Source organism: Candidatus Poriferisocius sp. (assembly GCF_965204015.1).
Classification (GTDB): domain Bacteria; phylum Actinomycetota; class Acidimicrobiia; order Acidimicrobiales; family Bin134; genus Poriferisocius.
Genome location: NZ_OZ241965.1, coordinates 3,784,030 through 3,808,778 on the forward strand (window position 1 = coordinate 3,784,030; position 24,749 = coordinate 3,808,778).

The window sequence follows — 24,749 nt, forward strand, 5'->3', positions numbered from 1 at the left end:
CAACGGCGCGAATCTAGCGGCCCATTAGGTACCCAGATGACTTAGGCCGTGTCTTTGACCGGAGCTACTTCGCCCGTCTGATAGCTCGGACGGCGATGGTGCCGAACACTGCGACTAGCCCGGCCGACCAGGCCAGCGATCCGAGGATCGGTTTGACGAGATCGCCGCCGCGGGCGAGATGGTCCATGGCGGTGACATAGGCGGTGGCGGGATTGAACCTCACGACCGGCTGGGCCCATCCCGGATAGGCGTCGATGGGAACCATGCCCCGGGAGAAGAACAGCAGCACCAGGAAAAGCGACCCCAGCGGTGGCCCCAGCGCCTCTTGGGAGCGGGCCACGGTTGCCATGGCCAGGCCGATCCACACGATCGACACCGATGCCAGCATGGCCATCAGACAGAACCCGATTGCGGGCACAATGCCGTTGGTGAATCGGAACTCGAATCCGTATCCCACGGCCACCAACACCGCCAAGGCCACCGCGGCGCGGCCGATCTCCCCGAGCACCGCTCCCACCAGCGGCCCGGCCGGAGACACCGGCATGGTGCGAATGCGCTGCATGTAGCCCTGACCCAGGTCGGTGAAGAAACCGACCGCGGTGCTGAGCGATCCGAACATCAGCCCCGACACCACCAGCATGGGCACCAAGCGCTGGGCATACGGGCCCTCGTCGAAGCCCTCGACTGCGGAGGAGAACACCGCCAATATCGTCAACAGCAACAGCAGCGGGAAGCCGACGGTGCTGACCACATTGTCGGGAGAGCGGATGAAGCGCTTGAACGAGCGCCCGGCAAAGACAGGACTGTGGGAGAGTAGGCTTCGCACTCCGGCGCTCATGACGTCCTCTTGAATGCCCGGGCGCCCAGCGCGGCAAACAACAGCGCGAGGCCGCCCATCCATGCCGCGGCCACCGGCAATGTCGAGCCGATATCGCCCTCGCCGGTAAAGGCCCGCAGGGCGTCGATCACTGCCGTGACCGGCTGCCACTCCACGAAGGGCTGCAACCAGCCGGGGAAGTTCTCCACCGGGACGAAGCCCGTCGACAGCATAAGAAGCGGCAGATAGGGCATCGAGGCGATGGAAACCGCCGCGTCGGGCGACGACGCCACATACCCGATCAATCCCATGCCCAGGGAGGCCACCAGGCCGAAGGCCAGAGCAACGAGGGCGAACCCGACGACACCGACAGTGTTGTCGAAGCGCATCCCGACGATCACTCCGACGACGGTGATCGGCACCAGTGAGATCAGGCTGCGAATGAGGTCTCCGACCGACCGGCCGAGGATGGGGGCCGCTCTGTGCAGCGGCATCGAGCGAAGGCGGGCGGTAATCCCGGACAGGCGGTCGGCCGCCACGTAGTAAGCCGACGACATGCCGGCGAAGAGCATCGCCTGGGCGACGATGGTTGGCGGAAGGAGTTGGACGTAGTCGAAACCTTGGGCGGCCATCACCCTGCGCATGACGACGAAGAACAGGGCAAAGAACAGCAGCGGGAGGATGAACGCGCTGATCATCGTGGCCGGGTTGCGCTGGCTGCGCAGCACGGAGCGGGCTCCGAGAATCAAGGTGTCCGCCGCCAGCGTTCTCACGTCGTGGTCTCGCTTTCGGGCGACGTCTGGGTGCCGCCCGGCTGGTCGGTGATCTGGAGGAACACCTCCTCCAGGGTTGGCCGTCGCAACGAGATATCAGACAGATCGATGCCCTCGAGGCGGGCGATGATGCCACTGACCACACCGGGACCGGCATCGGGAATGGTGACTGAGCCGATATCGCGGTCGATCACCGGGGTGCCGAACGATGACAGCGCCGATGCACACTCATCGAGCTGGCCGAGATCCACCGGCATGATCACACAGGCCTGACCGCCGGCCATCTGCTTCAGCTCATCAGGAGTGCCCTCGGCCACAATCCGACCGTGGTCCAACACCACGATTCGCTCCGATAGCTGGTCGGCCTCCTCTAGATATTGCGTGGTGAGCATGATGGTGAGGCCGTCATCGCGCAATTCGCGCACCACCTGCCACAGCTCGGCTCGGCTCCGGGGGTCGAGTCCCGTGGTGGGCTCGTCGAGGAATAGCACCGGCGCGGCCACCACCAAGCTGGCCGCGATGTCCAGACGGCGGCGCATGCCACCGGAATATGCGCCGACCCGCTTGTCGGCGGCGTCGGCCAGAGTGAACCGCTCCAGCAGCTCATCGGCCCGGCGGGTGGCGTCCCGCTTGGACAGCGACCGCAGGCGGCCGAACAAAACCAGGTTCTCCCGACCGGTCAGAACGTCGTCGAGGGCGGCAAACTGACCGGTGAGCGCGATGAACTCCCGAACCGCTGGGGCTTCCGCAACGACGTCGTGACCGGCCACCGAAGCCCGTCCACGGTCGGGAACCAGAAGGGTCGACAGCACGTTGATCATGGTCGTCTTGCCCGCGCCGTTGGGCCCCAGGAGCCCCAGTACCTCGCCAGCGGCCACCTCGAAGCTCACGTCGTCGAGGGCCACCGTGTCACCGAAGCGGTGGGTAACTTCTTCGATCTTGATCATTGGGCAGAGACCTCGGCCATAGTCCGCAATTCGACAGGTTTGTTAGGTAAGCCTAATAGCGCATTGACCTCCTGGCATAGCCAAGGCAACCTCGCCCTTCGCTAATCTGCCGGTCGATGCCTCCTGCCGACCGTCCTCGCTCCTAATGATTCTTCAGCACCTGCGAGTGGTCGAGGTGGGCGGTGGCATTTCGGGCCCCTATGCAGGAAAGCTGCTGGCCGACGCCGGGGCTGATGTGATCAAGGTCGAGCCCATCGGTGGCGAGCCCCTGCGCCGGTGGTCGGCGTCGGGTGCCGAACTGGGCGACAAAGACGGGCCGCTGTTCCAGTTCCTGAACACCTCTAAGCGCTCGGTGGTTGGCGATCCGAGCGACCCGGCCGTCGCTGATTTGCTGGCCAGTGCCGACATCGTTATCGACTCGACCAACCAAGGACTGCCACCCGCAGTCATCGAGTCGGCCCGCCAGGCCAATCCCGCGCTGGTGCTGGTGTCGATCTCTGCGTGGGGGCGCACCGGACCCTATGCCGATCGGCCCGCTACCGAGTTCACCCTCCAGGCCGAGTGCGGCGGCATCGGCAAGCGGGGCAACCCCGAGCGGCCGCCGGTGCAGGCTGGAGGGACCATCGGTGAGTGGACCGCAGCGATCTATGCCGGAGTGGGGGCGCTGGCCGCGGCCCGAGCTGCCGGGCGCAGTGGCCAGGGCGACCATGTGGATGTGTCCATGTTCGAGACCATGGTCATGACCATGAATACCTACGCGTGGATCAGCGCTGAATTCACCGGCGACACCAACCCCCAGCGACCGGGCCGCAATGTGGAGCTGCCTTCGATCGAGCCCACCGCCGATGGCCATGTGGGCTTCTGCACGGTGGCCCGCCAGCAGTTCCTGGATTTCTTGGTGATGATCGGGCGATCGGATTGGCTGGAAGACGAGGAGATGTGCGGCTATGGCGGTCGCTGGAAGCGACGGGACGAGTTCCGCGCGGCCATGCACGCCTGGACCACCCAGAGGACCACCGCCGAGGTGATTGCCGAGGCGTCAGCCCGACGCATTCCGGTGGCCCCCATCGGCACCGGGGCATCCGTGCCCACTTTGGAGACGTTCTCTGGGAGGGATGCCTTCACCACCAACCCCTCGGGCGGCTTCACCCAGCCGGCCGTTCCCTACCAACTGCACGGCACCGATACCAGGCCCTTCGAGCCGGTTCCATCTCCCGGAGAGCACACCGGTCAGATCGAGTCCCACACCCCCCAGACCAACCGGGGCGAACCCGCCGCGCTCCCCCTGGCCGGCGTGCGGGTGATCGACTTCACCGCTTGGTGGGCCGGGCCCATTGCCAGCCACTCGCTGGCCCTGCTCGGCGCCGACGTGGTCAAGATCGAGTCCGTCCAGCGGGCCGACGGAATGCGCTTCGCTTCCGCCCAACCGCCATCGGAAGACGAGTGGTGGGAATGGGGCATGGTCTTCCACGGGGCCAACACCAACAAGCGAGGCGTCACCCTCGACCTCCGCTCCCCCGAAGGGGTAGAAATCGCCGAGCGGCTAATCGCCGACGCCGATGTGGTGATCGAGAATTTCACCCCCAGGGTGATGGACGGCTTCGGCCTCACGTGGGAGCGGCTGTCGGCCCTCAACCCGAGGCTGATCATGACCCGGATGCCCGCCTTCGGCCTCAGCGGTGCCTGGAGAGACAACACCGGCTTCGCCCAGACCATGGAGCAGCTCACCGGGATGGCCAACATCACCGGCTATCCCGACGAGGATCCCCAGATCCCCCGAGGACCGTGCGACCCGCTGGCCGGGATGCACGCGGTGTTTGCCACCCTCACCGCCCTCGAAGAGCGAGACCGCACCGGCCAGGGCCGGCTGGTGGAGGTGACCATGGTGGCCGCGGCCCTCAACGCTGCCGCCGAGCAACTGGTGGAGTATTCCGCCCTCGGCCGCCAGCTCCCCCGAGAGGGCAATCGGGGACCGCGGGCCGCGCCCCAGGGGGTATATCCCGCGGCAGGGTTCGAGCGCTGGGTGGCTGTGGGGGTGGCGAACGACCTCCAGTGGAAGGCTCTCTGCAACCTGCTCGACCGCCCCGACTGGGCCGACTACGACACTGCCGACAAACGCCGGGCCGCCGCCGATGCCATTGACGCCGGGCTCGGCGAATGGATCGCCCCCCAGAACGACGCAGACGCGGTGGCGCAGCTGAACGAAGCCGGGGTCCCGGCCAGCGCGGTGGTGCTGCCCGCCGAGATCGGCGAACACCCCCAACTTCGGACCCGCTCGTTCATCGAGCCGATCGACCACCCCGTGTGCGGTGAGGTGTCTGCGGCGAGCCTGCCGTTCCGGTTCGAAATGTCACCCGGTCCTTGGACCAAAGCCCCGGCCCCCACCCTCGGCCAGCACAATCGCGAGGTGCTGGGCGGCGAGTTGGGCCTGACTGATCACGAGTTGGCCGAATTGGAGGCCAAGGGCGTCATCGGCACCCGACCGGTCGGGCTCTAGCTGACTACCCTTTGCCCAGAATATCTCGGGGGGAAACGAAGATGCGGCGATGGATTCTGGCTCTGCTTGTGGCATTGGCGCTGCTGGCAACAGCGTGTGGAGGCAATGACGATGAGGAATCGGGGGGCGATGCCCCATCGGTGAACACCGAAGAAGCTCAGCCCGAGGAGCCCGCGGCCCAAGACACCGAACCGGCTGAAGCCGAAACCGAGGCCGAGCCTCAGGCCGCAGAACCCGAGGAGGGAGAGCCCGAACCCGCAGAACCGGAAGAGGCTGAGCCCGAAGAGACTGCACCTGAAGAGGCATCTCCCGAGGAGCCCGAGCCCGAACCGGTCGTGCTTACCGCGTCGTTCCGCGGGGTCACCGAGACAGAGATCAAGATCGGCGTCGGGTTCGTCGACGCCACCGAATTCGGCATCGACAGCGGCGATATCGAAGCCCAGTGGAAGGCTGCTATCGACAGGGCCAATGATGCCGGAGGCGTCAATGGGCGACTTCTGGCTCCGGTATTCGCCAGCTATTCGCCGGTCGACGACGCCGCCATCGAAGCGGTATGCCTGCAGTTCACCGAAGATGAAGCGGTCTTCGCGTTTGTGGGCTTCGTCCTCTGGGATGGGGTGCTCTGTTATACCGAGCTGTATGGGTTCCTGGCAGTGAACACAGCAGATATGGCACCCGACGTCATGGAGCGAAGCCGCGGACTGCTCTTTACGGCGCAAGCGGGCCTCATAGAGAAGATCTCCGGTCTCGTCAACGCCGCGGCCGCCGATGGGCTGATCGACGGCAAGAAGATCCAGATTCATGCGTCGGCTGATGACCAAACCTTGCTTGGGTCAGTACAGGAATTGGTTGAAGCCGCTGGCGGCATCGTGACCCGGGCGGTGTACGGAACTGCCACCCCTGGTGATCTCCCGGCCGGGGAGGCAGAAGCCGATGTCTGGATCGAACGCGCCGAAGCCGATGGGGCCGACGCCATCTTGGCCTTCAACACTGCCGGCTATGGAGCGACTGGAGCCGTAGAGCGAGCGGGAAGCGATCTGGTGGTCATCACCGACTCGATCGCCCGCGCGGGCTATGTCGACCTCGGCTACGACCCGAGCCAAGTCGACATATATGCATACGGCGCCCCAACACTCCAGGATCTTTACAACGCTGGCCAGGCTGGGGTGGCAGAGTGCGTCGAGAACTACGAATCCCGCAGCGGAAACGTGGTCAACGTCAATGTTCCCAGCCCGAGGCCCAACAATCTCCCCGCGACAATCCGGGCGTGTCGCGGCGTTGATCTTTTCGTCGCTATCGCCACTGCCGCGGGGCCGGTGCTCACCCAGGATTCGTTCCTCGAGGCAGCCCGAGGGCTGGGGTCATTCGACCTCACCGGCACCACCTCCGCCTCGCTCGGCGACGGCAAGTACAGCGCCGACAACGCACCGCTCGTTCGGCTCTTCTGGGACTCCGAGGCCAGCAACTTCGTCAGCGGGAACTGACCTCGGTCAAAACCAGAGACAAGTCCGCAGCCCCTACGACGAAGCCGCCGAATCAGGGCGACTGGGGTCGAGGCCCAGGGTGGCCGACTCAACGAGCTCAACCAGGTTGTCGGGGTCGCAGTCCATGGTGCCCTGGGTGGCGGGGTGGCGGCGGATCCAACCGCTGGGGGTAGGGCTCATCAGCAAGAAGCACGGCGAGGGTATTCCCTCTGCGGGATTGGTCGGGCCGTGCAAGCCCCGGCCGTCCCACTCGGTGATCGTGCGGGCTGCCTCGATCACCAGCTCTCGGGTCAGCCCTCCCCCGCTGGTGAACATCGCCCGATTGACCGCTTCCTCAAACAGCAGTGCTGATGCCCAGCTCGATAGGCCGATCAAGTCGACTTCGGCCTCCTCGTCCACTTCCTCCCTCAAGAAGAGCACATATCTCACCAATTCGACGTTGTCGCCCGGCTCTTCAAAGGGAAGCATCCCGATGCTCACCCAGATGTTCGATTCCAATTCCCCGGCTTGTTCGGCCCAGCTCTGGGAGTAGCAGTCAGTCGAGCACAGAACGAAGAACTCCCCACCGGTGGGCTCCTCTTCAATGACCGTGTCATCCTCTCCCGGCTGCGCCGAAGCTTGCTCGGTCTCTGCGTCCGTCCCTTCCTCGGGCACCGAGGTGGGTTCCTCTACAGGAACCTCAGCGGTCTCGCCCTCAGTAGGCCCTGCCGATTCCTCCCCAGGCGCTGCGGAGAAAAATATCGGCAACTGGTCCATCAAGCTCTCCCAGGCCTTGAGCAGTTCGAGAAGCCGCTGGCCGTCAGCCGACCAGAAAATCCCCCGAGCCCCTGCTTCCAGCAGGGCTGAAGCCAGCGCGTCGTAGTCCTCGCCGACCACATCGGCGGTGGTTTGGAATGTGAATCCGAACCCCGCCTCAGTGGCCGCCTCGATATCCCGTTGGACCCGATAGAAGGCCACCGGCAGATCCAGAATGACCGTGCCCAATGCCGCCGCAGACTGCGGGTAGCGCTCACTCAGGAACCGGGCCGGACCGGCCGGCCACAAGACGTTGGAGGTGGGGTTGGACACAAAGGTCACCGGCGACTCCCGCCGGTCTGGGCTCAACGCGGCCGCGGGAAAGTCGGGCAACCGACAGGATTCGTCGTTCAGAAGATCCACTCCGTCACCGTCGAACAGCGCGTAGGAACCCACCAAGGCAAAGATGTCGCTCTCGCAGGCCTCCCGGATGGCGGCCCGGTGGTCGACACCATTGGAATCGATGAGGACGATCTCCACATCCCGACCGCCGAGTCCACCGGTGCTGTTCACGGCCTGCGCCCAGGCCCGCATGGCCAGCCACGCCGATTCGCTGCCCCCGGTCACCGCGTTGCCCGCACCGGCGTCGGCGATCACTCCGATCTTGATCGCCTCATCGCTGATACCAGGACCCTCGGGCTCGACGGTCGGCCCCGGAGCCTCTGGCACCTCGGCCTCGACAGTGGGGGTGGGCGTGGCCAGAGAGGGCCTCGATACCACCGGGCCCTCGAGGTTGGGGGTCTTGCAGGCCGCGACCACCAGGGACAGCGCTACCGTCAGCGCCAACGGCGCGAAGGCATACTTTCGAAGTCGGGCGAGCCCCACGCCCCTATGGTCGCACGTAGCTGCTGTTGTGCGGATGGCAGGCTTAGGCCCGGGCGGCCGCGAAGCCCTGCTCCAGGTCGGCGATGATGTCGTCCACCGACTCCAAGCCGACCGACAGCCGGACCAATCCGGGGTACACGCCAGTGCTCGCCTGCTCCTCTTCGGTGAGCTGGGAGTGGGTGGTGGATGCCGGGTGGATGACCAGGCTGCGCACGTCGCCGATGTTGGCCACGTGGCTGTGCAGGGTGAGCGCGTTCACGAACTTCTCGCCGGCGTCGCGTCCGCCCTTGATGTGGAAGGCGGGCACCGAGCCATAGCCCTTGCCGCCGGTGTAGTGGTTCATCCGCTCGTGCCACGGGCTGGACGTGAGTCCGCCGAACTGCACTGACTCGACCTGGTCGTGGCCTTCGAGGTAGTCGGACACGGCCTCGGCGTTGGAGCAATGCCGCTCCATGCGGAGGCTGAGCGTCTCCAACCCCTGGAGGAAGTAGAAGGCGTTTTGCGGGGAGATGGCCGCGCCGATGTCCCGCAGCAGCTGCACCCGGGCCTTGATGATGAAGGAGCCGTGGCCCAGAGCCGGCCAGAAGGCCAGGCCGTGGTAGCTGGGGTCGGGCTCGGTGAAGTTGGGGAAGCGGCCGCTGGCCCCGTAGTCGAACGTGCCGCCGTCGATGATGACCCCACCGATGGAGTTGCCGTGCCCTCCGATGAACTTGGTCATGGAGTGGACCACGATGTCGGCCCCGAATTCCAGCGGGCGGATCAGGTAGGGGGACGGCACCGTGTTGTCCACCATCAGCGGGATGCCCTCGGCGTGGCCCACTGCGGCGACACCCTCGATGTCGAGGCAGTCGTTCTTGGGGTTGCCGATGGTCTCGGCGTAAAGCACCTTGGTGTTCTCCTGAATGGCGTTCTTCCAGGCGCCCAAGTCGTCGGGGTCCTCGATGAACGACACCTCGATGCCCATCTTGGGCAGGGTGTAGTGCAGAAGGTTGTAGGTACCGCCGTACAGCGACGCGGAGGACACCACGTGGTCGCCCGACTCGGCCAAGTTCAAAATGGCCAGCGTCTCCGCCGCCTGCCCTGACGCCATGGCCAGCGCCCCAGGAATCCCGATGGCGGTCTCGGTGCCGCCCTCCAGGGCAGACAGGCGAGCCTCCAGCACCATCTGGGTGGGATTCATGATGCGGGTGTAGATGTTGCCCACCTCGGCCAGCCCGAACAGCGCGGCGGCGTGCTCGGTGTCGCGGAACACATAGGAGGTGGTCTGGTAGATGGGCACGGCCCGCGATCCGGTGGCCGGATCGGGCTCCTGCCCGGCATGGATCTGCTTGGTTTCAAAACCCCAGTTATCGCTCACGGCTCTTCCCTCTTCCTTTCAGAGTTGCCGGGTAGATACTAATGAATTACTGCCGTTTGGCAGCTATCGAAGGCTGGCCCGGGACTATTCCTTCCCCTGGCCTCCGGACACTGCTTGGACACTCTGGCGGCCCTCGGAGATCCACGGCATCATGGCCCGCAGCTCAGCCCCGACTTCCTCGATGGGGTGCTGTTGGCCCTCGGCCTCCAACCGCAAGAAGTTGGGTCGGCCGCTGCGGCTCTCGCTCATCCACTCCTCGGCGAACGACCCGTTCTGGATTTCGCTCAAAATTCTCTTCATCTCCGCACGAGTGTCCTCGTTGATGATGCGGTCGCCCCGGCTCAGGTCGCCGTACTCGGCGGTGTCAGAAATGGAATAGCGCATCCCGCCGATGCCCTCCTCGTACATGAGGTCGACGATGAGCTTCAGCTCATGGAGGCACTCGAAATAGGCCACCTCGGGCTGGTAGCCGGCCTCGCACAGGGTCTCGAATGCCGCGGTGACCAGGGAGGTGAGCCCTCCGCACAGCACGACCTGCTCGCCGAACAGGTCGGTTTCGCACTCCTCGGCGAAGGTGGTCTCGAGCACCCCGGCTCGGGCGCCGCCGATGGCGTCGGCGTAGGCCAGGGCTACGTCCCGGGCGCTGCCGGTGGCGTCTTGGCCCACGGCAATCAGACAAGGCACTCCCCCGCCTTCCACGTAGGTGCGCCGCACCAGGTGTCCGGGACCCTTGGGGGCCACCATGGCCACGTCCACCCCATCGGGTGCCGTGATCAGATCGAAACGGACGTTGAAGCCGTGGGCGAAGAACAGGGCGTCGCCGGGCTGGAGGTGAGGCTCAATGTGAGCCTGATAGATGTCGGCCTGCTCGGTGTCGGGCAAGAGCAGCATGATGATGTCGGCTTCGGCCGACGCCTCGGCCATCGACATCACCCGCAGGCCAGCCTCTGCGGCCTTGGCGGCCGACGACGAACCGTCCCGCAGCCCGACCCGCACATCGATCCCCGAGTCCTTCAGATTCAGAGCGTGGGCGTGGCCCTGCGACCCATATCCCAAGATCGCCACCTTGCGGTCGGCGATGTGGGAGCGGTCGACGTCCTTTTCGTACATCACGGTTGCCATTGGTTGTCCTTGGTTGGTTGGGGGCCGTCAGGGGGCCAGGGGGTCGGGGGCGTTCTTCGCCAGCTTCGGCAGCGCCACCTTGCCGGTGCGCTGCACATCCACAATCCCATAGGGTCGCAGAAGGTCTTCGAAGTCATCCACTCGGCTGGGTGATCCGGTGAGCGACACCATGATCTCGTCGTAGCCCACGTTGAGGACGGTGGCCTGGAATATCCGCACCAGATCCAGAATCTGGCCCCGGATATCGGGATCGGCCCGAACGGTCACCATCATGAGCTCCCGCTCCACGCTGGCTGATGGGTTCAGCTCCCGGATGTCCACCACGTTGACCAGCTTGTCCAGCTGCTTCACCACCTGCTCCATGGGGGCGGCGTCCACCCCCACCACGATGGTGAGCCGGCTGAAACGCTCGTCGTCGGTGGGGGCCACCGCCAGCGACTCGATGTTGAACCCCCGCCGGGCGAACAGCCCGGCCACCCGAGCCAGCACGCCGGCCTTGTTCTCCACGCGCACCACCAGCGTGGTGGTGCCTCCGCCGTCGGCGGCGGTCATCGGGGCTGGTCCCGTTGGGAGGGGTCAACCACCACATCGCTGTTGGACATGCCGGCCGGAACCATGGGGAAGACGTTCTCCTCAGCCTCGCAGCGGAACTCCACCACCACCGGGCGGTCGTCGACCTCGTTGGCCTGGGCGATGGCCGGGCCGACCTCCTCGGGCGACTCCACTCTGAGGCCGACACAGCCCAACGCCTCAGCCCACAGCTTGTAGTCGGGCACGTCACGGGTCAGGTACACCTCGGAATAGCGCTCCTCGTAGAACATCTCCTGCCACTGGCGGACCATGCCCAGATAGGCGTTGTTGATGAGGGCCACCTTGATGGGGAACCCCTCGGTAGCCGCGGTGACCAGCTCTTGAGCGGTCATCTGGAAGCAGCCGTCGCCGTCCACCGCCCACACCATGCGGTCGGGTCGGCCCGCCTTGGCTCCGATGGCCGCGGGGATGGCAAACCCCATGGTGCCCAGCCCGCCCGAATTCACCCACGTGTAGGGATGGTTGAACTTCCAGTATTGGCTGGTCCACATCTGATGCTGGCCCACTCCCGAGGCCACGATGGTGTCGGAGGGGGTGGAGTCCCGAAGCTGCTCCAACACGTACTGGGGCTTGAGCAGCTCATCGTCTTTCGACTGCTCGTAGGTCAGCGGGAACCGCTCCTGCCATCCGCTGATGCGGGATTTCCAGGGGTTCCGGTCGGGTTGGGCATCGCTCCCGCCCATCTCCTTCAGCGCCTTCACCAGTTCTTCGATGACCACCCGACAGTCGCCCTGGATGGCCACGTCCGGGCGGCGCACCTTGCCCAGCTCGGCGCTGTCGATGTCCACATGGATGACCTTGGCCAGGGGAGCGAACTCGCCCACCTTGCCGGTGACCCGGTCGTCGAAGCGGGCGCCCAGGGCGATGAGCAGGTCGGCCTCTTGCATGGCAGTGACCGCGGTGTAGTTGCCGTGCATGCCGGGCATGCCCAAACACAGGGGGTGGTCGTCGGGGAACCCGCCTCGGTTCATCAACGTGGTGACCACGGGGATGCCGGTGAGCTCGGCCAGTCCCAACAGGGCCTCGGCAGCCCGGGCCTTCAGGATTCCGCCTCCGCTGTAGATCACCGGGCGCTTCGCCTCGCAGATGAGCTTGGCCGCCTGGCGGATCAGCTCGGAGTCGCCGGCGCGGTTGGGGCGGTAGCCGGGCAGGTCGTGGCTGTCGGGCGTGTACCACTCCATCGCCGAGCGGGGGTTGTTGGGATCGACGATGTCTTTGGGGATGTCCACCAGCACAGGACCGGGACGGCCGGTGGTGGCGATGTGGAAGGCGTCGTGGATCACCTGCGGGATGTCGGCCGCCTCGGTCACCAGGTAGTTGTGCTTGGTCACCGACATGGTGATGCCGGTGGTGTCGCACTCCTGGAAGGCGTCGGTGCCGATGGCCGCATAGGGGACCTGGCCGGTGACCACCACCATGGGGATGGAGTCCATGTAGGCGTCGCACAGCGGGGTGACGATGTTGGTGGCCGCCGGTCCCGAGGTGACCATGGCCACACCAGGGCGGCCGGTGGCGTGGGCGTACCCCTCGGCCATGTGGCCGGCACCCTGCTCGTGGCGTACCAGAACATGGCGGATGGACGAGTCGATAAGCGGGTCGTACACCGGCAGGATGGCACCACCGGGCAGTCCGAACAAGATGTCCACGCCCTCGTTCTCGAGGGCTTTCATTAGGGCTTGTCCGCCGTTCATTCTCATGTTGGATCAACCTTTCGGGGTGTCACCTGAAATAGAAAGACCTCCCAGTGTGGGAGGTCGGAAGCGCTCGGTCTCCGGGCCGGCCCGGGACCGCGCGCTAAAGGCGTACTACGAGAATCGCTCCGGTGTGGGGATGGCGCTTCATAGGATCACACCAGTATGAACGCTCGGGCCTACTTGTGACAAGACGGTTTGGGGTCTACCCCGGCTCGTTCAACCCCCCCACCATCGGGCATCTGGCCATCGCGGAGGCGGCGCTGCGCCAGCGGGGGCTGGACCGGGTGGACTTGGTCGTGTCGCGGGTGGCGCTGGGCAAGGAGGCGGTGGAGCGGCCGTCGTTCGATGATCGCATCGCCGTGCTGGAGGCGTCGGTGGCCGACATCGCCGGTTTGGAGGTGGTGGTGACCGACCATCAGCTCCTCGTGGACATCGCCCGTGGGTACGACGCAGTAGTGATGGGCGCCGACAAATGGGCCCAAGTGCTGGACCCGGCGTTCTACGGGGATTCGGCAGAGGCCCGCGACCGAGCGGTGGAAGCCCTGCTCGAATTGGACCTGGCCATCGCTCCCCGGCCTCCATTCGAGGTGCCGGCGAACGCTGAGCTGGTTATTAGCACCGATATCGACTTGGTGTCGTCCACCGGCGCCCGTCAGGGCAGGCTGGAATGGATGACCGCCGCGGCCCGGGCCTTCGACGACGCCACCGGGGCCTGGTCGAACACCGACCTCTAGAGGAAACCGGCTAGGCCTCGGTGATGGCGCCCTTTTCGGCGCCCTGGGCCAAGCGGGCATATTTGGCCAGTACCCCTTTGGTGTAGCGGGGCTCGGGCGGCTTCCAGTTGGCCCGCCGCTCGGCGAGGGTGGTCTCGTCCACCACCAGATCGATGGAGTGGTCCCGCACGTCGATGCGGATGGTGTCGCCTTCGGCAACCAGGGCAATCGGCCCGCCCTCGGTGGCTTCGGGGGCCACATGGCCCACGCAGAACCCGTGGGTGCCCCCCGAGAATCGGCCGTCGGTAACAAGAGCGGCATCTCCTCCGCGGCCCGCGCCCTTCATAGCCCCGGTGATGGCCAGCATCTCCCTCATGCCGGGACCGCCTTTGGGCCCCTCATAGCGGATCACCACGATGTCGCCGGCCTCGATGCGGCCGTTGAGCACCGCGTCCATGGCGGCATCCTCGCCGTCGAACACCCGGGCCCGGCCCTCGAAGTGGTCGAAGTCGATGCCCGCCACCTTCAACACTGCCCCGTTGGGGGCCAGCGACCCGGTGAGCACCGCGATGCCACCGATGTCGTGGAGCGGGTCGTCGAGGCCGTGAATCACGTCTCCGTCGGGGGCGGGCGGATCGAGCAGGGCCAGGTTCTCGGCCATGGTCTTCCCGGTCACGGTGATCTCGTCGCCGTGCAACAGTCCCTCATCCAGCAGCAACTGCATCACCACCGGAACGCCGCCGATGCGGTCGATGTCGGCCATGTGGTACTCCCCGTGGGGCTTGGTGTCGGCCAAGTGGGGCACCCGGGCGGCCACCTTGTTGAAGTCGTCCAGCTCCAGCTCCACGCCGGCCTCCCAGGCGATGGCCAGCAGGTGGAGCACCGCGTTGGTCGACCCGCCGAGGGCCATGGTCACCGCAATGGCGTTCTCAAAGGCGGCTTTGGACATGATGGTGCGAGGTCGGATGTTCTCTCGCAGTAGCCCGATCACCGCGGTGCCGCTGGCGTAGCTGTAGTCGTCGCGACGGCGGTCTACCGCGGCGGCCGAAGCGCTTCCCGGCAGCGACATGCCCAGCGCCTCCCCGATTGAAGCCATGGTGTTGGCGGTGAACATGCCGGCGCATGACCCCTCGGTAGGGCAGGCGTTGCGCTCGATGGCGTCGAGCTCCTCGTCGTCGATGTCGCCCACCGCATGAGCGCCCACTGCCTCAAACACGCTCACAATGTCGAGCACCTTGCCGTTGTGCTGGCCGGGGAGGATGGACCCGCCATAGACGAAGACTGATGGCAAATTGAGCCGGGCGGCGGCCATCAGCATGCCGGGCAGCGACTTGTCGCAGCCCGCGAAGCTGACGAAGGCGTCGAGTCGCTCGGCGTGCATCACCGCTTCTACCGAGTCGGCGATGATTTCCCGGCTGACCAGCGATGCCCGCATTCCCTCGTGGCCCATGGAGATGCCGTCGGACACTGCGATGGTGTTGAACTCGATGGGAAAGCCGCCGGCGTCGCGCACGCCCTGCTTGGCCCGCTTGGCCAGCCGGTCCAGCGGCAGATTGCACGGGGTTACCTCGTTCCACGACGATGCCACCCCCACCTGAGGCTTGTCCCAGTCGTCGTCGGTCATGCCTACGGCCCGCAGCATGGCCCGCGCCGGAGCCCGCTCGGCCCCTGATGTCACCTCGTGAGAACGTGGCTTCATATCGCTCATAGCGACAGGCTACTTAGTGAGATGGCGCGGATTAGAGGGCTATTGGGATTGCACAAGTCGCCCTACGACCGGGAGATCGCCCGGCTGGCGATCCCCGCCCTCGGCGCGCTCATCGCGGAGCCGCTTTACACCCTGGCCGACACTGCCGTGGTCGGGCACCTGGGCACCCCCCATCTCGGCGGACTGGCGGTGGCCTCGCAGGTGCTGCTGGGGGCGCTGTCGCTGTTCATCTTCTTGGCCTACGGAACCACGGCCGCGGTGGGGCGGCTCATCGGTGCCGGAGACCACCGCCGGGCCGCCCAGCAGGCTGTGCAGGGGCTGTGGCTGGCGTCGGTGGTAGGAGCGGTTCTGGCGGCGGTCGCCTATGCGTTTTCCGATCCCTTGCTGAGAATCCTGGGAGCCGACGGAGAGGTACTGGCTCAAGGCCGGATCTATCTGCGCATCAGCCTCTTCGGCTTGCCGGGAATGCTCATCACGCTCGCCGGGGTGGGCTATCTGCGAGGGCTTCAAGACACCCTGCGTCCGCTGAAGGTGGCGGTGTTCACCGCCGGGCTGAACCTTGCTCTAGAGCTGGTGCTGATTTACGGGCTCGGCTTCGGCATCGGTGCCTCGGCCCTGTCCACGGTGATCGCCCAATGGCTGGCGGCTGGCGCCTACGTGTGGTGGATCCGGGAGGCGGTGAAAGTCCACGGGGTCACCATGGCCCCTGACCGCTCGATCATCGCCCAACTGGCCGTTGTGGGATTGGACCTGTTTCTGAGGACCGCGGCTCTGCGAGCCTCGTTCACCATGTCGGTGGCCGTGGCTGCTCGGCTGGGCGACATCGACCTGGCCGCCCACGAAGTCATCTATCAGCTCATGTTCTTTCTGGCCCTGGTTCTGGACGCGGTGGCCATCGCCGGACAGGCCATGATCGGGCGTCTTCTGGGGGCCGGCGAATTGAACCAGGCTCGGGCCGCCGGCCGCCGAATGATCGAATGGGGATTGGCCTCGGGCCTGGCCGCCACCGCGGTTCTCCTGGTTACCCGACCATGGCTGCCACTGGTGTTCTCCAGCGATGAGGCGGTGCTGTCCCTGGTCGGATTCCTCATGCTGCACCTGGCCTTCTTGCAACCGGTGAACGGCGTGGTCTTCGCCCTCGACGGCGTGCTGATCGGTGCCGGGGACATGCGCTTTCTCGCCGTGGCCATGACTGGCGCCGCGGCGGTGTTCATTCCTTTAGCCGTATGGGTGATGGCCGCCGATGCCGGCATCGGTTGGCTGTGGGGCGCTCTGTGGGCCCTCATGGCCGCCCGGCTGGTGGCCCTCCTCTGGCGCTTCGCTGGCTCCCACTGGCTCGTGCCCGGTGCCGTCCGCTGAGAGGGACTAGCCCTCAGATCCCTCTATATGGGCCTTGATGCCGTCCACTACTCGCTGCATGTTGGCTCGGTGGACTCGGAGGCGGTTGGCGATGATTCGGGGTTCCTTTTCGGGGTTCTGGTTGATGAACATGGTGAGGCCGGAGGGGCCGGGGCCGAGGAGGAGGCGGTAGAGCAGGCGGGTACCGCCGCCCATTAAGGGTTGGAGTTCGAAGCGCCACCTTGCGCCGGGGTTGTCGGGGTCGGAGGTACACCAGCCGAAGGCCGTGGGTTCCTGGCACACGTCCACGAAGCAGGGGACCTCCCAGTCGCCCATCGCCTCTAGATAGTTGCGGCCGGTGAACACAGCTCCCAGGGCGGGGCCTTCGAACCCTTCGTCCCAGGTGGCCCCGGTGAACTCGTCGGAGAATTGGGCGGGAAGGTCGATGTCGGTGACCGCGGCCCACACCTCGTCGATCTCGGCCGCGATGTCGGTTTCGACCATCGTGCCGGGGCGGTCGGCCATCGTCACCGGCGTTCCCGGACCGGACTCGTAGGTGCGGGCGTAGCCGTCGAAGAAGGTGATGTTTCGGGCTGGAGTACGTTGTGCGGGCCGGAAATCGGTGCCCTTGGTCCAAGCCACCGGAAACATGGCGATCTCGGTGATCTCCTCGGGGATGCCCAGCAACTCCTTCAAATCGGGGGCCTTGGCCAAGATGGCCGTGGTCCAGGCGGTACCCAGCCCCCGGGCCCGCAGAGCCACGCAAAAGCTCCACCCGCTCTGGATGACCGAGTCGAATAACCCGGGCGCGCCGCTGCCGTCGTGGCGGCCCACGATGACAGGTATGACTATCGCCGGCACTTCGGCCAAGTGCTCCACCAGATAGGCCGACGAGCTCACCGTCTTGGCTCGGGGATGATCGGTGCCCTCCAGGCGGTCGCGAGCCTCGAGCATGAAGCCGCCCACCACCTCGCGGTACAGACGGGCCAGTTCCTGTTTGATCTCGGGGTCGCGCACCACGATCCACCGCCGGCTGGTCTGGTTGCCTCCGGTCGGGGCCTGCTCTGCGATGTCGATGCAGTCGAGGATGATCTGATCGTCCACCGGCCGCTCTAGATCCAGCCGCTTCCGCACCGCCCTCGTCGTAGTCAGTGCCAGATCTACCGCTTCAGTGTCGATGTTCATGGCTTGCTCGCGTCGTTGTAGATGCCGCGGGACATTAGGGATTGCTCTTGGTCTCTCCGCTTCTGGTACACCGCGGCCCGCTGTTCAAGCACGCCGGGGGCGTCGGGCGCGGCTTGGGCGGCCCATTCAGCCAGTTGGCAGGCAAGACGCAAGTCGCCAGCTTCGGAGAGTTTGATAGCCCGGCTTGCCAATTCGGAAGCCCCTCCAGCCAACCGGGCCACTTCGGCGGCCACCGCCTGATCCGGGGCGGGCTTGAGGCGGGCGGGGTTGCCGTCGTACCAGCCTCCATAGAGGCGCCAGATGTTGCGAACCACGAACTCGGGCTCGTCGTAGCCGGCCCGCAAATAGGGCTTGGCCATCAGGTCGTCGGGAACCCGCACCTGGTGGATGATGTCGTCGAGGCGGGCCCCGGCGTTCATCATCTCCAGCGTGTCGGCCACCAAGCCCTCCAGCGCGGTGGCCACATCGTCGAGCACCATGGCGATGCGCTCCTCGCCCTCGATGGGCAGGCCGTGGGCCGGGAGCAACAACGCGGGCCGCAAGTCGATTATCCGACGAAGAGCTGCGGCCCACTCCGCTGGATACCGCTGCACCTTTTGGGGATTGCCCGCGTTGGGGAAGTACCAGATGAACAGGTCGCCGGCGAATAGCGCCCGCTGGTGGGGCAGCCACACCAGGGTGTGGTCGTCGGTCTCCCCCTCGGCATGGAAAAGCCCCAGCGACGTACCGCCCACCTCCAAATCCAGCTCGGCGGCGTAGTCAGTGGTGGGGCGCACCCAGTCGTCGGCGAACATGTCCATCACGCCGCTTCGCCCGAACTGGCGGCGGTTGATGAGCCGGTTGTAGTCCTGGGTAAGGGTGTAGCGGTCGAACCGGCGATCCACCGCCTCGTGGGCCACCACCTGGGGAGCGGCCCTCCCCTGCTGCTGGGCATCCTCAACAAAGGCAGAGGCTCCGCCGACGTGATCCATGTGGCCGTGGGTGTAGACGATGGTGTGGACGGGCAGGCCCTTCCACCTGCGTAGGTGGTCCAACGCAATAGGAGCGAACGCCGGAAGCGAGGTATCGATGGCCACCAATCCCTCTTCGGTGGCCACCGACCACACGTGTGAGAAAGCGCACACTATGGATACGTCGTCGGCAATCTCATGGAACGACCCGTCCATGGGGTGGATCGCCTGCTGCCCCTCATCTACTCCCTCGTCGATGATCCGGGCCGATCGTTCCAGCAGCGTCATACCGCCCTGCACCCTATCCAATCCCCTGAAAACCAGCCCTCTAGCCGCGGCGGGAGTTCAGCAGTTGGGTGACGGCTTTGCCGTCGGCTCGGCCTTGGGTGGCCTTCATTACTTGGCCGACGAAGAAGCCGGTGAGTTTGGCGTCGCCATCGCAGAAGCGGGACCACTCGTCGGGGTGCTCGGCAATGAGGTTGTCGACCAGGGACTCAAGCTCGCCGGTGTCCATGGCCTCGAACCCCAGTGCCTGGGCCGCGTCCTGGGGCGATCCCCCTCCCTCCACCAGCGCGGCCAGCACTCGCTTGGCCTGAGTGGCGGTCAGCTCTCCCGCTTCCTCCATGCCAACCAGGCCGGCTAGGGATTCCGGGGTGACCATTCCCGCGCCATCGGCCAGGTTTTGGACGATGTGGGTCATCACCCGCTCCGCTGCTCCTCCCTGGCTGATGGCACCCATCGCCAACTCGTCCATAGAGCGCTCAACGATTAGGGCAATTTGGTCGGCTTCCACCGATGGGGCCGCCTCGGCAAGGCGACGTCGGCGCTCTCTGGGAAGTTCTGGCATACCTTGGCGGATCTCCTCCACCCACTCTGCACTGGGGTCGAGTGGCAGCAGGTCGGGCTCGGGAAAATAGCGGTAGTCGTAGTCCTCTTCCTTGGAGCGCAGGGCGTGAGTGCGCCCGTCGTCCTCGTTCCAGTGCCGGGTCTGCTGCTCAATGGGTTGACCGCTGGTCAGCAAGTCGATCTGTCGGCGCGCCTCATATTCGACAGCCCGGCCCAGCGAGCGCAAGGAGTTCACGTTCTTGATCTCGCACCGGGTTCCCAGTCGGTCGCTCCCCAAGGGCCTCACCGACACATTGCAGTCCACCCTCAGCGACCCCTCCTCCATCTTGCCGTCCGATGCCCCAATCGCCACCAGAATCGAGCGCAGCTCGGCCACGTACTGGCGGGCTTCTTCAGCCGACCTGAGCTCCGGGTGGCCCACGATCTCGATGAGCGGCACCCCAGCCCGGTTGTAGTCCACCAGCGAGTAACCGGCCTCGTGGATGCGCCCTCCCCCGCCGATGTGGATGGTCTTGCCGGTGTCCTCCTCCAGGTGGGCCCGCTCGATGCCGATGCGCTTGCCCGTGGGAAGCTCGAGCCAGCCATCGACGTTGATCGGCTGGTCGTACTGGCTGATCTGAAAGTCCTTGGGCATGTCGGGGTAGAAGTAGTTCTTGCGGGCGAAAACCGACGGCTGAATCCGGCAGTTGAGCGCCAAACCCACCCGGATGGCCAACTCCACCGCCTTCTCGTTGAGCACAGGAAGCGAACCGGGCAGGCCGAGCGACACCGGGTCGATGTGGGTGTTGGGCTCGCCCCCGAACCGGTTGGGGCTGGCGCTGAAGAGTTTGGTCTCGGTAGCGAGTTCGGCGTGGACTTCCAGCCCCACCACGGTCTCCCACTCGGTATCGGCCGGTGCGCCCAATCCGGGAACGTCGTGTCGTTCCGCGCTCATGGCAAGCTTGCCTCCAGCACTGCGGCAGCCCGGAACATCACCGCTTCTCCCAGCGCGGGGGCCATGATCTGCACCCCCACCGGCAGGCCGTCGTCGCCCACCCCGTAGGGCACCGACATGGCCGCCTGGCCGGTGAGGTTCACCGGCACAGTGCACACGTCGCTCATGTACATGGCCATCGGATCAGCGGTGCGCTCTCCCAGCGAGAACGCGGTGGTGGGCGAGGTGGGGCTCACCAGCAAGTCGAACTGCTCCCATACCGAGGCGAAGTCGTTGATGATCAGCGTGCGAACCTTCTGGGCCTTGCCGTAGTAGGCGTCGTAGTACCCGGCCGACAGGGCGTAGGTGCCGATCATGATGCGGCGCTTCACCTCGTCGCCAAAGCCAGTTGAGCGGGTGGCGGTATTCATGTCGGGAGTGCTGGCAGCATCCACTCGCAGTCCGTAGCGAACCCCGTCGTAGCGGGCCAGGTTGCTGGACGCCTCGGCCGGGGAGATCAGGTAGTAGGCCGACAGCCCGTAGACCGCCGCCGGAACGCTGGCCTGAGCCACCCGAGCGCCGGCTGTTTCCAGCGCCCCCACCGCGGCCTGCAATCGGGCCGCCACATCGGGAGAAATGCCGTCGCCGCTCAACTCCGACAGCACCCCCACCCGGAGCCCGTCCACCCCGTCGCCCAGGGTGTCGGCCACCGGGGGCTGGGCATCTCCGATGCTGGTGGAGTCACGGGAATCGGGGCCGCTGATCACGTCGAGAACGGCCGCCGAGTCGGCCACCGTGGCAGTGAACGGGCCGATCTGGTCCAAAGACGAGGCGAACGCAACCAAGCCATAACGGGACACCAGTCCGTAGGTGGGTTTCACTCCGACCACCCCGCACAGTGCAGCGGGTTGGCGGATCGACCCTCCGGTGTCGCTTCCCAGCGCCACCGGAGCGAACCCGGCAGCCACCGCGGCAGCGCTTCCCCCCGACGAGCCTCCCGGCACCCGGCTGGGATCGCACGGGTTGCGGGTGGGACCGAACGCCGAGTTCTCGGTGGAGCTGCCCATGGCGAACTCGTCCATGTTGGTCTTTCCCACCGTCACTGCGCCGGCATTGCGGAGTTGCTCCACCACAGTGGCGTCATACGGCGGGGCCCAACCCTCCAGAATGCGAGAGGAACAGGTTGTGGGTACCCCCCGGGTGCACAGGTTGTCCTTGAGGGCCACGGGCACCCCGGCCAGCGGGCCGGGGTCGCGGCCAGCGGCCACCGTGGCGTCAATCTCGTCGGCTCGGGCTCGGGCTTGCGCGGCGGTCACCAGATTGAAGGCGTGGATGTCGTCATCGCCGTCAGCGATGGCACCCAGGTACTCGTCGACCACCGAGCGGGCAGAACGCTGTCCCGACCGCACGGCAGCGGCGATCTCGACCGCAGTCACGGCGCCTCTCCGAGAACCGGGGGAACCCTGAACTGGCCCTCCTCGGCGAAGGGTGCCTGCGCCAACACCTCGTCGCGGTCCAGCACCTCACCGGGAGTGTCGGGACGAAGGAGGTTGACGATGGGAAGGGCGTGCATCGTCGGGGGAAGCGACTCCACGTCCAGAGCCTCCACCTCGGCTACATGGTCTAGGAGCTCATCAAGCTGGCCGGTGAAGCGCTCCAGCTCCTCGTCGCTCAGCGCCAAACGGGCCAAAGCGGCCACATGGGCGCACTCAGCCCGGGTAATGCGTTGCTGGCCCATACCGAAGCGACATCGTACCGCCCAACAATCCCATTGCCTGTGCCCTCATAGCGATACGTTGCCAAGGTGGGGTCGCACCCGTTTCTCAGCCCGGAGTGGATTGACGCGGCGATGGCGCTGCGCGGTGAGCTGGCGACATCTGCGCCGGCCCCTGGACATACGGCCAGGGTCAACCTGGTGGTCACCGACATCCCCTTCGGCGACGGGGATTTCCGGGCCTATATCGACACCGAGGCCGGAGGTCCGCTGCCCATGCCGGGCAATCTGGATGATCCCGATGCCACCGTGATCCTCGACTACCCGGCAGCCCTGGCCGCATTCGTCACCGATGACCACGACGTCGTCGCTCACGGGTTTCTCACCGGCGCCCTCCGTGTGGACGGCGACCTGGCCCTCGTCCTCATCCTGTTCGGGGAGGGGATGACCGACGAGCAGTTCGCCTTCGCCCGCCATGCCCAGACCCGGCTGCGGGCCATCACCATCCTCGACGAGGGCTGAGCCCTCAGCCTTCTTCTTCTGACCCTTCTTCTGGCCGGGTGATGAGGCTGACGCACGTTCCAAAGTCCACGACAGCTTCGGCGGGCGGGTTGCTGGCCAAGACCTCGGCGTCGGGGGGACCAACGATCTCTCCCTGGCAGAGGCCTGTTGCCTCAAGAATGGCCGCGGCTTCCTCCGCGCCGAGGGTGGCCAAGAAGGGAATCCTCACTTGCTCGGGGCCGTCGGAGACCACCACGGTGACCACCGAGTTGGCGGCAACTTCGGTTCCCGGCAGAGGCTCGACCCTCAAAACGTGGCCTGCTTCCACCTGGTTGTCCGTCACCCTCCACTCGAGCGCCTCCAACCCGGCTTCTTCCAACTGCTCAAGGGCCGCAGCCAGCGACATGCCGGCATCGATTTCGGGCACCAGCCGAGGTGGTGGCCCGAGAGATACCACCAAGTCCACCCGGCTCCCCTGCTCGAGCTGGAGGAGCATCTCGTCGACTTCGATGACAACCCCCTCGACAGCCACCTCGTCGAAGCGCTCGGTTACCTCACCGGCCGACAGGCCTACCGCGGCCAGGGCCTCCTCGGCATCGGCAATGAACAGTCCCGTCAGGTTGCCGGGAATGGACACCAACTCGGGACCCAAGGAGATCCAAACCGTGACCGTCTTGCCCCGCTCCAGCCCGGTGCCCGGCTGGGGCTCCTGGCGCAGGATTTGGCCCGCCACGGTGCCGTCTTGGCGCTGCTCGCGGCGGTCGAGCACCCAACCGGACTCGTTCTCGATGCGTGACAGCTCAAAGTCGGAGGCGCCGATCAGGTCGGGCACCGGTTGGGTCTCCGCGCCGAACCAGTTGTCCCATAGCTTGAAGGCTCCGAATCCCGCCGCCCCCAGCAGCACGAGCGCCACCACCGTCGCCAGCAGCCTTCGAACCGCCGGGCGGCTGCTGGCCTTGGGGGCAACCTCCTCCGGGTGTCGGTCGGGTGCGGTCGCGGCCGCGGATTCACCGGTATCAGGAATCTCCGGCCCCGGTTTTGACAGGGGAAGCGGGGCCGGGCGGGGCAGTGTCTCTGCGGCCGACAACAGCCCAAGGCCTAGATCGCGAGCGGTGGGACGGTCGTCCCGCTCTGGTCGTCCCGCTTGCTCCAATACCCGGCCCAGCCGGTCGAACTGGCCGGTGAGATCGAGTTGTCTGCTCATCTTGGCCATCTGGGTGTACTCGGGGTCGTCAGAGTCGAATGGCACCCGACCCGTCAGAACCTCTGTCAGCACGAGGACGAGGGAATAAACGTCGCTCTTGTGGTCGGGGGTCAGGCCCTGGGCCTGCTCGGGGGAGGCGTAGCGCACTGCGTCGATGGCTGAAAAGACCGACCTGGCCATCAGAGCTCCCTCGCGCTCGGACGAACTCAAGGCCCATGATGTGCCGAGATCAGCCAGTCGGGCTCGACCGCGGCGCGAGAACAGGACATTGGAGGGCCGGATGTCCCCATGGATGATGCCCTGACGGTGGATGTGCTCCAAGCCGCGGGCGACGTCCAAGCCCACCATGAGAACCTGTGACGGAGACAGAAGGTGCCCGGCATCCAACATCCCCAGCAAACTCCCGCCCTCCATATAGTCGCTCACTACGTAGAGACCGAGATCGGAGTCTCCCCAGCTTTGGACGCCCACCACGTGGGGGTGGCTTACGGGGGCCGCTTCCCCGGCAGCCTCTAGGAACCGGCTGGCGAGGCCGGCCCACCCGTCGGGCAGCAAGTCTTCGGAGAGCAGCTTGACCGTCACTCTTCGCGACGCGGCCAGGTCGTAGGCCATGTAGACGTCGGTGAACCGGCCCGGGCCCATACGGGTCACGAGCCGGAAGCGCCCGCCCAAGACCCGGCCGATCACCTCGGTTTCGCCGCTGTCTTGGGACACGCTTTGAGGGTACTTGCTGTCTTGAGTTTTTCCGCGCCACTCAGGGTGTCTCTAGCCTCGG

Annotated in this window: 20 protein-coding genes; 5 read left to right on the forward strand and 15 right to left on the reverse strand. The window is 66.0% G+C overall.

Features of this window, described 5'->3' with window-relative positions:
• Positions 1-64: 64 nt before the first annotated feature.
• The 3 genes from ACOGJC_RS17160 to ACOGJC_RS17170 are packed head-to-tail and all read right to left on the reverse strand — an operon-like array spanning position 65 to position 2,537.
• The gene (locus ACOGJC_RS17160) at positions 65-838 is read right to left on the reverse strand and encodes an ABC transporter permease (protein WP_419846211.1); all 774 of its coding nucleotides are present in this window, start codon (positions 836-838) and stop codon (positions 65-67) included.
• Positions 835-1,590 (reverse strand): ABC transporter permease, encoded by a 756-nt coding sequence (locus ACOGJC_RS17165; protein WP_419846212.1) that lies wholly within the window; start codon positions 1,588-1,590, stop codon positions 835-837. The genes ACOGJC_RS17160 and ACOGJC_RS17165 overlap by 4 nt, the downstream gene beginning before the upstream one ends.
• Positions 1,587-2,537, reverse strand: coding sequence for an ATP-binding cassette domain-containing protein (locus ACOGJC_RS17170; protein ID WP_419846213.1), 951 nt, complete (start codon positions 2,535-2,537; stop codon positions 1,587-1,589). The genes ACOGJC_RS17165 and ACOGJC_RS17170 overlap by 4 nt, the downstream gene beginning before the upstream one ends.
• Positions 2,538-2,682: 145 nt before the next feature.
• On the opposite strand from ACOGJC_RS17170, the gene ACOGJC_RS17175 reads away from it, so the two are divergent.
• Together ACOGJC_RS17175 and ACOGJC_RS17180 are read left to right on the forward strand one after the other, a co-directional pair.
• On the forward strand, positions 2,683-5,034 hold the full coding sequence (locus ACOGJC_RS17175) for a CaiB/BaiF CoA transferase family protein (protein ID WP_419846214.1): 2,352 nt from the start codon (positions 2,683-2,685) through the stop codon (positions 5,032-5,034).
• Between the two features lie 41 nt (positions 5,035-5,075).
• Positions 5,076-6,518, forward strand: coding sequence for a hypothetical protein (locus tag ACOGJC_RS17180; RefSeq protein ID WP_419846215.1), 1,443 nt, complete (start codon positions 5,076-5,078; stop codon positions 6,516-6,518).
• 33 nt (positions 6,519-6,551) lie between these two features.
• On the opposite strand, the gene ACOGJC_RS17185 is transcribed toward ACOGJC_RS17180, so the two are convergent.
• The 5 genes from ACOGJC_RS17185 to ilvB form a co-directional block, all read right to left on the reverse strand.
• The gene (locus ACOGJC_RS17185) at positions 6,552-8,138 is read right to left on the reverse strand and encodes an ABC transporter substrate-binding protein (RefSeq protein WP_419846216.1); all 1,587 of its coding nucleotides are present in this window, start codon (positions 8,136-8,138) and stop codon (positions 6,552-6,554) included.
• Positions 8,139-8,181: 43 nt separating this feature from the next.
• Entirely contained in the window at positions 8,182-9,495 is a 1,314-nt protein-coding gene (locus tag ACOGJC_RS17190; protein WP_419846217.1) for a bifunctional o-acetylhomoserine/o-acetylserine sulfhydrylase, read from the reverse strand.
• 84 nt (positions 9,496-9,579) lie between these two features.
• Positions 9,580-10,617, reverse strand: coding sequence for a ketol-acid reductoisomerase (gene ilvC / locus ACOGJC_RS17195; RefSeq protein ID WP_419846218.1), 1,038 nt, complete (start codon positions 10,615-10,617; stop codon positions 9,580-9,582).
• 27 nt (positions 10,618-10,644) lie between these two features.
• Positions 10,645-11,169 (reverse strand): acetolactate synthase small subunit, encoded by a 525-nt coding sequence (gene ilvN / locus ACOGJC_RS17200; protein ID WP_419846219.1) that lies wholly within the window; start codon positions 11,167-11,169, stop codon positions 10,645-10,647.
• The gene (ilvB, locus tag ACOGJC_RS17205; RefSeq protein WP_419846220.1) at positions 11,166-12,905 is read right to left on the reverse strand and encodes a biosynthetic-type acetolactate synthase large subunit; all 1,740 of its coding nucleotides are present in this window, start codon (positions 12,903-12,905) and stop codon (positions 11,166-11,168) included. The genes ilvN and ilvB overlap by 4 nt, the downstream gene beginning before the upstream one ends.
• A 179-nt stretch (positions 12,906-13,084) precedes the next feature.
• Between ilvB and ACOGJC_RS17210 the strand changes: the two genes are divergently transcribed.
• Entirely contained in the window at positions 13,085-13,636 is a 552-nt protein-coding gene (locus tag ACOGJC_RS17210; protein ID WP_419846221.1) for a nicotinate-nicotinamide nucleotide adenylyltransferase, read from the forward strand.
• A 10-nt stretch (positions 13,637-13,646) separates the two neighbouring features.
• Here ACOGJC_RS17210 and ilvD read toward each other — a convergent pair whose 3' ends face one another.
• Complete coding sequence (gene ilvD, locus ACOGJC_RS17215; RefSeq protein ID WP_419846222.1) at positions 13,647-15,323, reverse strand: dihydroxy-acid dehydratase; 1,677 nt, start codon at positions 15,321-15,323, stop codon at positions 13,647-13,649.
• A gap of 21 nt (positions 15,324-15,344) precedes the next feature.
• Here ilvD and ACOGJC_RS17220 point away from each other — a divergent pair, with 21 nt between their 5' ends.
• A complete protein-coding gene (locus ACOGJC_RS17220) occupies positions 15,345-16,682 on the forward strand; it encodes an MATE family efflux transporter (protein WP_419846223.1) in 1,338 nt (445 codons plus the stop codon).
• A 6-nt stretch (positions 16,683-16,688) separates the two neighbouring features.
• On the opposite strand, the gene ACOGJC_RS17225 is transcribed toward ACOGJC_RS17220, so the two are convergent.
• From ACOGJC_RS17225 to gatC, 5 genes are read right to left on the reverse strand one after another with little or no spacing between them, the layout of a single operon-like run.
• On the reverse strand, positions 16,689-17,846 hold the full coding sequence (locus tag ACOGJC_RS17225; protein ID WP_419846224.1) for a nitroreductase family protein: 1,158 nt from the start codon (positions 17,844-17,846) through the stop codon (positions 16,689-16,691).
• Positions 17,843-19,084: an alkyl sulfatase dimerization domain-containing protein gene (locus ACOGJC_RS17230; RefSeq protein WP_419846225.1), complete on the reverse strand. Its 1,242-nt coding sequence runs from the start codon at positions 19,082-19,084 to the stop codon at positions 17,843-17,845. The genes ACOGJC_RS17225 and ACOGJC_RS17230 overlap by 4 nt, the downstream gene beginning before the upstream one ends.
• 40 nt (positions 19,085-19,124) lie before the next feature.
• The gene (gatB, locus tag ACOGJC_RS17235; protein ID WP_419846226.1) at positions 19,125-20,576 is read right to left on the reverse strand and encodes an Asp-tRNA(Asn)/Glu-tRNA(Gln) amidotransferase subunit GatB; all 1,452 of its coding nucleotides are present in this window, start codon (positions 20,574-20,576) and stop codon (positions 19,125-19,127) included.
• Positions 20,573-21,991 carry an Asp-tRNA(Asn)/Glu-tRNA(Gln) amidotransferase subunit GatA gene (gatA, locus tag ACOGJC_RS17240; RefSeq protein WP_419846227.1) on the reverse strand — a complete coding sequence of 473 codons (1,419 nt, stop codon included), beginning with the start codon at positions 21,989-21,991 and terminating at the stop codon, positions 20,573-20,575. The genes gatB and gatA overlap by 4 nt, the downstream gene beginning before the upstream one ends.
• Positions 21,988-22,293, reverse strand: a complete 306-nt coding sequence (gatC, locus tag ACOGJC_RS17245; protein WP_419846228.1) for an Asp-tRNA(Asn)/Glu-tRNA(Gln) amidotransferase subunit GatC — start codon at positions 22,291-22,293, stop codon at positions 21,988-21,990. Before gatC ends, gatA begins: the two co-directional genes overlap by 4 nt.
• Positions 22,294-22,359: 66 nt before the next feature.
• On the opposite strand from gatC, the gene ACOGJC_RS17250 reads away from it, so the two are divergent.
• Positions 22,360-22,791 carry a hypothetical protein gene (locus ACOGJC_RS17250; protein WP_419846229.1) on the forward strand — a complete coding sequence of 144 codons (432 nt, stop codon included), beginning with the start codon at positions 22,360-22,362 and terminating at the stop codon, positions 22,789-22,791.
• Between the two features lie 4 nt (positions 22,792-22,795).
• Here the strand turns inward: ACOGJC_RS17250 and ACOGJC_RS17255 are convergent, their stop codons facing one another.
• Positions 22,796-24,688: a protein kinase domain-containing protein gene (locus ACOGJC_RS17255; protein ID WP_419846230.1), complete on the reverse strand. Its 1,893-nt coding sequence runs from the start codon at positions 24,686-24,688 to the stop codon at positions 22,796-22,798.
• Between the last annotated feature and the right edge of the window lie 61 nt (positions 24,689-24,749).

Bases quoted from the DNA above. Each gene is read 5' to 3' on its own strand.
- ACOGJC_RS17160 (WP_419846211.1), bottom strand. From the start codon at position 838: ATGAGCGCCGGAGTGCGAAGCCTACTCTCCCACAGTCCTGTCTTTGCC.
- ACOGJC_RS17170 (WP_419846213.1), bottom strand. From the start codon at position 2,537: ATGATCAAGATCGAAGAAGTTACCCACCGCTTCGGTGACACGGTGGCC.
- ACOGJC_RS17175 (WP_419846214.1), top strand. From the start codon at position 2,683: ATGATTCTTCAGCACCTGCGAGTGGTCGAGGTGGGCGGTGGCATTTCG.
- ACOGJC_RS17180 (WP_419846215.1), top strand. From the start codon at position 5,076: ATGCGGCGATGGATTCTGGCTCTGCTTGTGGCATTGGCGCTGCTGGCA.
- ilvC (WP_419846218.1), bottom strand. From the start codon at position 10,617: ATGGCAACCGTGATGTACGAAAAGGACGTCGACCGCTCCCACATCGCC.
- ilvN (WP_419846219.1), bottom strand. From the start codon at position 11,169: ATGACCGCCGCCGACGGCGGAGGCACCACCACGCTGGTGGTGCGCGTG.
- ilvB (WP_419846220.1), bottom strand. From the start codon at position 12,905: ATGAGAATGAACGGCGGACAAGCCCTAATGAAAGCCCTCGAGAACGAG.
- ilvD (WP_419846222.1), bottom strand. From the start codon at position 15,323: ATGAGCGATATGAAGCCACGTTCTCACGAGGTGACATCAGGGGCCGAG.
- ACOGJC_RS17220 (WP_419846223.1), top strand. From the start codon at position 15,345: ATGGCGCGGATTAGAGGGCTATTGGGATTGCACAAGTCGCCCTACGAC.
- ACOGJC_RS17225 (WP_419846224.1), bottom strand. From the start codon at position 17,846: ATGAACATCGACACTGAAGCGGTAGATCTGGCACTGACTACGACGAGG.
- ACOGJC_RS17230 (WP_419846225.1), bottom strand. From the start codon at position 19,084: ATGACGCTGCTGGAACGATCGGCCCGGATCATCGACGAGGGAGTAGAT.
- gatB (WP_419846226.1), bottom strand. From the start codon at position 20,576: ATGAGCGCGGAACGACACGACGTTCCCGGATTGGGCGCACCGGCCGAT.
- gatC (WP_419846228.1), bottom strand. From the start codon at position 22,293: ATGGGCCAGCAACGCATTACCCGGGCTGAGTGCGCCCATGTGGCCGCT.